Here is a 5,061-nt window from a genome sequence, read left to right as displayed (position 1 = left end):
TGCGTGGGCGACGGCGGGGGTAGGAGGGTGGCGGGCGACGCGCGACGGGAGTGCGAACGGTGGGGCGGTGACCGCGCCGCCCCACCGGCTCTACTCGATGTTGCCGGTGACCACGTTCTTGCCGCCGACCAGCGAGGCACCGCCCGCCGCGTGGTCGAAGGCGCGCATCACGTTGTTGCTGATGATCCAGTTGTCGCTCGTGCCGACGGTGACGATCGGCCGGTCCTGCCGGCGGGTGGTCGTCGAATCGGAGTAGATCTGGTTGCCGATCACCTGGCACAGGCCGGAGTCGCCGCCACGGATCCCGCTCTCACCGTTCTCGTGGATCTCCAGACCCATGATCCGGGTACGCCCGGACGAGAAGACACCGATGCCGTTCGAGGCGTTACGCCACAGGCGGCCACCGATGAACTGGTTGCCCCAAACCTGCCAGAGGTCGACTCCGTTCCCGGTGCCGCCGGTGCCGTTCGACTCGAGGTAGACGTTCTGGAACGTGTTCCGGTGCCCGCTGTTCCGCAGTTCAACGCCGTTGCCGACGCATCCCCAGACGTGCAGGTTGTCGAAGAAGCAGGCACCGTCGTGCAGTCGTAGGCCGGTCGCGCACTCACCGATCCAGACATTGAGGAACTCGTTGTCGTAGGCCCAGGCGTTCACGAAGATGCCGATGCCGACGCAGTCCTCGACGTTGATGTCGGTGATCTTGTTCGCGTGGGCGCTGGTGGCCTCGGCCGTGCCGACGAACTCGATGGCGTGGCTGCCCGAGTTGCTGAAGTGCAGGTGGTGGAAGGTCGACCGAGGGGCACGGATGGTCAGCAGCACCCCCGACGTGCGTTTGCCGTAGAAGTGCACGTTCGAGATCTGGTTGTAGATGCCCGACGAGACCAGGCGACCGGTGTAACCCGGGGCCGGCTGGATGATCGCCGCGCCGATGTTCTCCCCGGTCCAGGTCAGGCTGGTCGGGAAGGTGACCTCCGATCCGAGGCCGAGTCGGCCCACCGGCTGGAAGATCTCCCCACCCTCCTGCGGCAGCAGCTTCAGCGCGACCTCGACCTTCGCCGCCTCGTCACTGCCGTCGAGCAGGCAGCCGACCCGGGGGTCACGCAGGCTGAGCGCGCCCTCCCGTACCGTCGTCGGCTCGGCTCTGGCCGGTGTGGCAAGCGTCGCCACGACCGCAGCGCCGGCTCCGCCGGCGAACAGGGCCCGTCGTCCCAGCCCTCGGCCCGCTGGTTCCGGCCGGTGCGGCACCGTCGGCGGCAGGGCACCGGGCGTGTTGGCGTTCGCTTCCATGCGTCTCCCCGTGATGAACACTGTGCGGAGGCCGACCCTATAGCCGATCAGCGGCCCGCTGGGGGCACGGGTGCGGGCTCCGACGAGCGCGGAGAACGCCGCCGGCGACCGTCCGGGTGGGACGGTCGCCGGCGCTGCGGGTCAGAGGGGGTACGGCCCGAAGCGGCCCCAGGCCACAAGCGCGGCGAGGACGAGCAGCACCACGCACGTCACGATGCCCTGGATCTCCACCGTGCGCCGCTCCGGCACGGTGGCCGTCCGCACCCCGTGCAGGTGCACCACGGTGCCGCCGATCATGATGATGACCAGCCCGAGCGCGGCGAGCGGGGTGAGCACCGTGGCGATGCCGGTGAGGGCGGGCAGCAGCAGCCCGATGGCGGCCAGCAGTTCCAGGGCGCCGATGGCCTTGACCTGGATCGGCGTGGCGGCCTTCGTCCAGCCCATCGTCTCGTGCAGCTTCTCCTTGGGTTGGGTCAGCTTGACCACGCCGATGCCACCAAAGATGGCAGCGAGCAGGATCTGAACGATCCACAGCACCATGTTCACAGGGGTTTCCTCCGGGGGACCGCCCTACGGCGGAGAGGTAGTTGACGTCTCAAGCACGACAGTACGGTCCTCCGGGACCCGGGCACAGCGACAGGCCCCGCCGTCTCGTGAGCGGCGGGGGCCTGTCGCTTGGTACGTCAGACCGTGAAGAGTGCCGGACCGTCCAGCGTCTTCACGTCGGCCGGGCGCAGCGCCAGGGCGAGCACGTCGGCCACGTCGGCCAGGGTGTGCACGGTCAGCGCGTCGCGCACCTCGGTCGGCAGGTCGTCCAGGTCCGGTTCGTTGCGCGCCGGGATGATCACTTCGGTGAGACCGGCCCGGTGCGCGGCGAGCAGCTTCTGCTTCACCCCACCGATCGGCAGCACCCGACCGGAGAGCGTCACCTCACCGGTCATCCCGAACTCGGGGCGGACCGGGCGACCGGTGACCAGCGACGCCAGGGCCGTGACCATGGTGATGCCGGCGCTCGGACCGTCCTTGGGCACCGCGCCCGCCGGGAAGTGGACGTGGATCCGGCGTCCCGCGAGGGCGTTCGGGTCGATTCCGAGCCGCCGCCCGTTGGAGCGCAGGTAGGAGAGCGCGATGTGTGCCGACTCCTTCATCACGTCACCGAGCTGGCCGGTCAGGGTCAGCCCCGGCTCGCCCTCCATGCTGGTCGCCTCGATGAAGAGCACGTCACCACCGGCGCCCGTGACGGCCAGGCCGGTGGCCACGCCCGGCACCGCGGTGCGCTCGGCCGACTCCGGGGTGAACTTCGGCCGCCCCAGGTAGCCGGTGAGGTTGTCGGTGTCGACGCGTACCGGCGTGGGGTCGGTCGCCAGGGTCACCGTCACCTTGCGCAGGATCTTGGCCAGGGCCCGTTCGAGCTGCCGCACGCCGGCCTCGCGGGTGTACTCCCCCGCGATCAGCGCGAGAGCCTCGTCGGCGACTGTCACCTCCTCGGCGGTCAACCCGGCCCGCTCCCGCTGCCGGGGCAGCAGGTGGTCGCGGGCGATGGATACCTTCTCGTCCTCGGTGTACCCGTCCAGCATGACCAGCTCCATCCGGTCCAGCAGCGGGCCGGGGATGGCGTCCACCACGTTGGCGGTGGCCAGGAAGAGCACGTCGGACAGGTCCAGATCGACCTCCAGGTAGTGGTCCCGGAAGGTGTGGTTCTGGGCCGGGTCGAGCACCTCCAGCAGGGCGGCGGCGGGGTCACCGGCGTAGCCGGCTGCCAGCTTGTCGACCTCGTCGAGGAGCACGACCGGGTTCATCGAGCCGGCCTCGCGCAGCGCGCGGACGATCCGGCCGGGCAGCGCCCCCACGTAGGTGCGCCGGTGCCCGCGGATCTCCGCCTCGTCGCGGACGCCGCCGAGCGAGACCCGGACGAAGTTGCGCCCGAGCGCCCGCGCCACGGACTCGCCGAGGCTGGTCTTGCCGACCCCGGGAGGGCCGGCGAGGGCGAGTACCGCGCCGGAGCCACGACCGCCGACCACGCCGAGGTTGCGCTCGGCCCGCCGGTTGCGCACCGCCAGGTACTCCAGGATGCGGTCCTTCACGTCGGACAGACCGGCGTGGTCGGCGTCGAGCACCGCCCGGGCCGCGGCCAGGTCGGTGTTGTCCTCGGTACGGGTGCCCCACGGCATCTCGAGCACGGTGTCCAGCCAGGTACGGATCCAGCCCGCCTCCGGGGAGGCGTCACTGGCCCGCTCCAGCTTGCCGACCTCGCGCATGGCCGCCTCGCGGACCTTCTCCGGCAGCTCGGCGGACTCGACCCGGGACCGGTAGTCGGCGGAGCCGTCCGGCTCGTCCTCGCCCAGTTCCTTGCGGATCGCGGCGAGCTGCTGACGCAGCAGGAACTCGCGCTGGGACTTCTCCAGCCCCTCGCGGACGTCACTGTTGATCTGCTCGGTGACCTCCTGCTCGGCCAGGTAGTCCTTCACCCAGCCGACCAGCAGCTCCAGCCGGGCGGTGACGTCCGGCGCGGCGAGCAGCTCGGTCTTCTGCTCCAGCGTCAGCCAGGGCGCGTAACCGGCCGAGTCGGCCAGCTCGGAGAGGTCGGTCATCCGCTCCACCGCGTCGATGACCTGCCAGGCGCCCCGCTGCTGGAGCACGGAGGTCACCAGGGCGCGGTACTCGCGGGCGAGTTCACGGGCCCGACCGGCGTAGGCGGGTTCGTCGAGTTCGGTCGCCTCGACCCAGAGGGCGGCGCCGGGGCCGGGCACGCCGGACCCGATCCGGGCCCGGGACAGGCCACGGATGACGGCGGCGGGCTCACCCTCGGGCAGCCGGCCGACCTTCTCGATGGTGGCGACCACGCCGACCGGCCCGTACTCGCCGTCGATGCGCGGCACGGCCAGCAGCTTGCGGTCGCCGGTCGCCCGCGCCGCGTCGATCGCGGCCTGGGTGGTGGGGTCGAGGGTCACCGGGATGACCATGCCGGGCAGCAGCACGGCGTCGGTCAGGGGAAGTACCGGAAGAGTTGCCATCGAACACCTCGCGTTGAGTTGAGCGTGTCTCACTCAAGTAACAAAGCGTTCCCCTTGTTCCGATCTGTGACCCAGACCACTTCCCGGGGCGGTTCCGTCGGGTCGCCCAGGACCGGTGGGCGACCCGACGGGACACCTCAGGTGAGCTTGCTCTTCACCGTGTTCACCACCGATCCGGCCACCCCCGGATTGGTGCCGTACAGGCGGGGGTCACCCGGCGGCAGCACCGGCTCCGGCGCGTTCGCCCGCGGGTTGTCGTCGTACCGGAACTCGCCCTTGCCGTCGGGCGAGGGCCCGGACGCCCAACGCCCCTGGGCGGCGTCGGTGCCCGAGGAGAAACCCAGGTAGGTGTAGCCGTACTCCTCGGTGAACTCGCCCGAGTCCGGGAAGGCCTCCGGCACCGGCATCTCCTCCAGCCCGTCCTCCTTGAGCTGCTCGATCGCCGCCAGCCACATGTTCTGGTGCATCGTGTCGCGGGCAAGATGGAAGCGCAGCATCTGCTTGACGCCCTGTTCGTCGGTCATGTGGAACAACCGGGCGACCTGGAGCCGACCCTGCGCCTCGGCGGTGACGTTGAGCTGGAAGTCGGCCAACAGGTTGCCGCTGGCGGTGACGAACGCGCCGCTCCAGGGCACCCCGTTGGAGTCGGCGGGCAGGGCACCACCACCGCCATGGATGAAGTGCGCCGGATTCTCGCCGGCGTAGGTCGCCGCACCACCGGGGTCCTCCGCGATCCCCTCGGTCAGCGACAGCGGCGCAT

At 70.7% G+C, this 5,061-nt stretch carries 4 protein-coding genes; all 4 read right to left on the bottom strand.

Annotation, left to right across the window (positions count from 1 at the left end; all coding sequences use genetic code 11):
* Nucleotides 1-90: 90 nt before the first annotated feature.
* Entirely contained in the window at nucleotides 91-1,287 is a 1,197-nt protein-coding gene (locus KBX53_RS21790; protein WP_210861314.1) for a right-handed parallel beta-helix repeat-containing protein, read from the bottom strand.
* Nucleotides 1,288-1,428: 141 nt separating this feature from the next.
* Nucleotides 1,429-1,827, bottom strand: a complete 399-nt coding sequence (locus tag KBX53_RS21785; protein ID WP_247676006.1) for a DoxX family protein — start codon at nucleotides 1,825-1,827, stop codon at nucleotides 1,429-1,431.
* Nucleotides 1,828-1,970: 143 nt separating this feature from the next.
* Complete coding sequence (lon, locus tag KBX53_RS21780) at nucleotides 1,971-4,301, bottom strand: endopeptidase La (protein ID WP_210861309.1); 2,331 nt, start codon at nucleotides 4,299-4,301, stop codon at nucleotides 1,971-1,973.
* Nucleotides 4,302-4,438: 137 nt separating this feature from the next.
* The coding region (locus KBX53_RS21775) for a manganese catalase family protein (RefSeq protein ID WP_210861306.1) at nucleotides 4,439-5,061 on the bottom strand (623 nt) is incomplete at its 5' end.

The sequence above is a fragment of the Micromonospora sp. M51 genome, from assembly GCF_018070305.1.
GTDB classification, from domain to species: Bacteria; Actinomycetota; Actinomycetes; order Mycobacteriales; family Micromonosporaceae; genus Micromonospora; species Micromonospora parva.
Note: the sequence above shows the minus strand (reverse complement) of the source record. Positions and strands in the feature narration are given on the sequence as shown.

Coding starts and splice junctions, on each gene's coding strand:
- lon (WP_210861309.1), bottom strand. CDS start 4,301: ATGGCAACTCTTCCGGTACTTCCCCTGACCGACGCCGTGCTGCTGCCC.
- KBX53_RS21785 (WP_247676006.1), bottom strand. CDS start 1,827: ATGGTGCTGTGGATCGTTCAGATCCTGCTCGCTGCCATCTTTGGTGGC.
- KBX53_RS21790 (WP_210861314.1), bottom strand. CDS start 1,287: ATGGAAGCGAACGCCAACACGCCCGGTGCCCTGCCGCCGACGGTGCCG.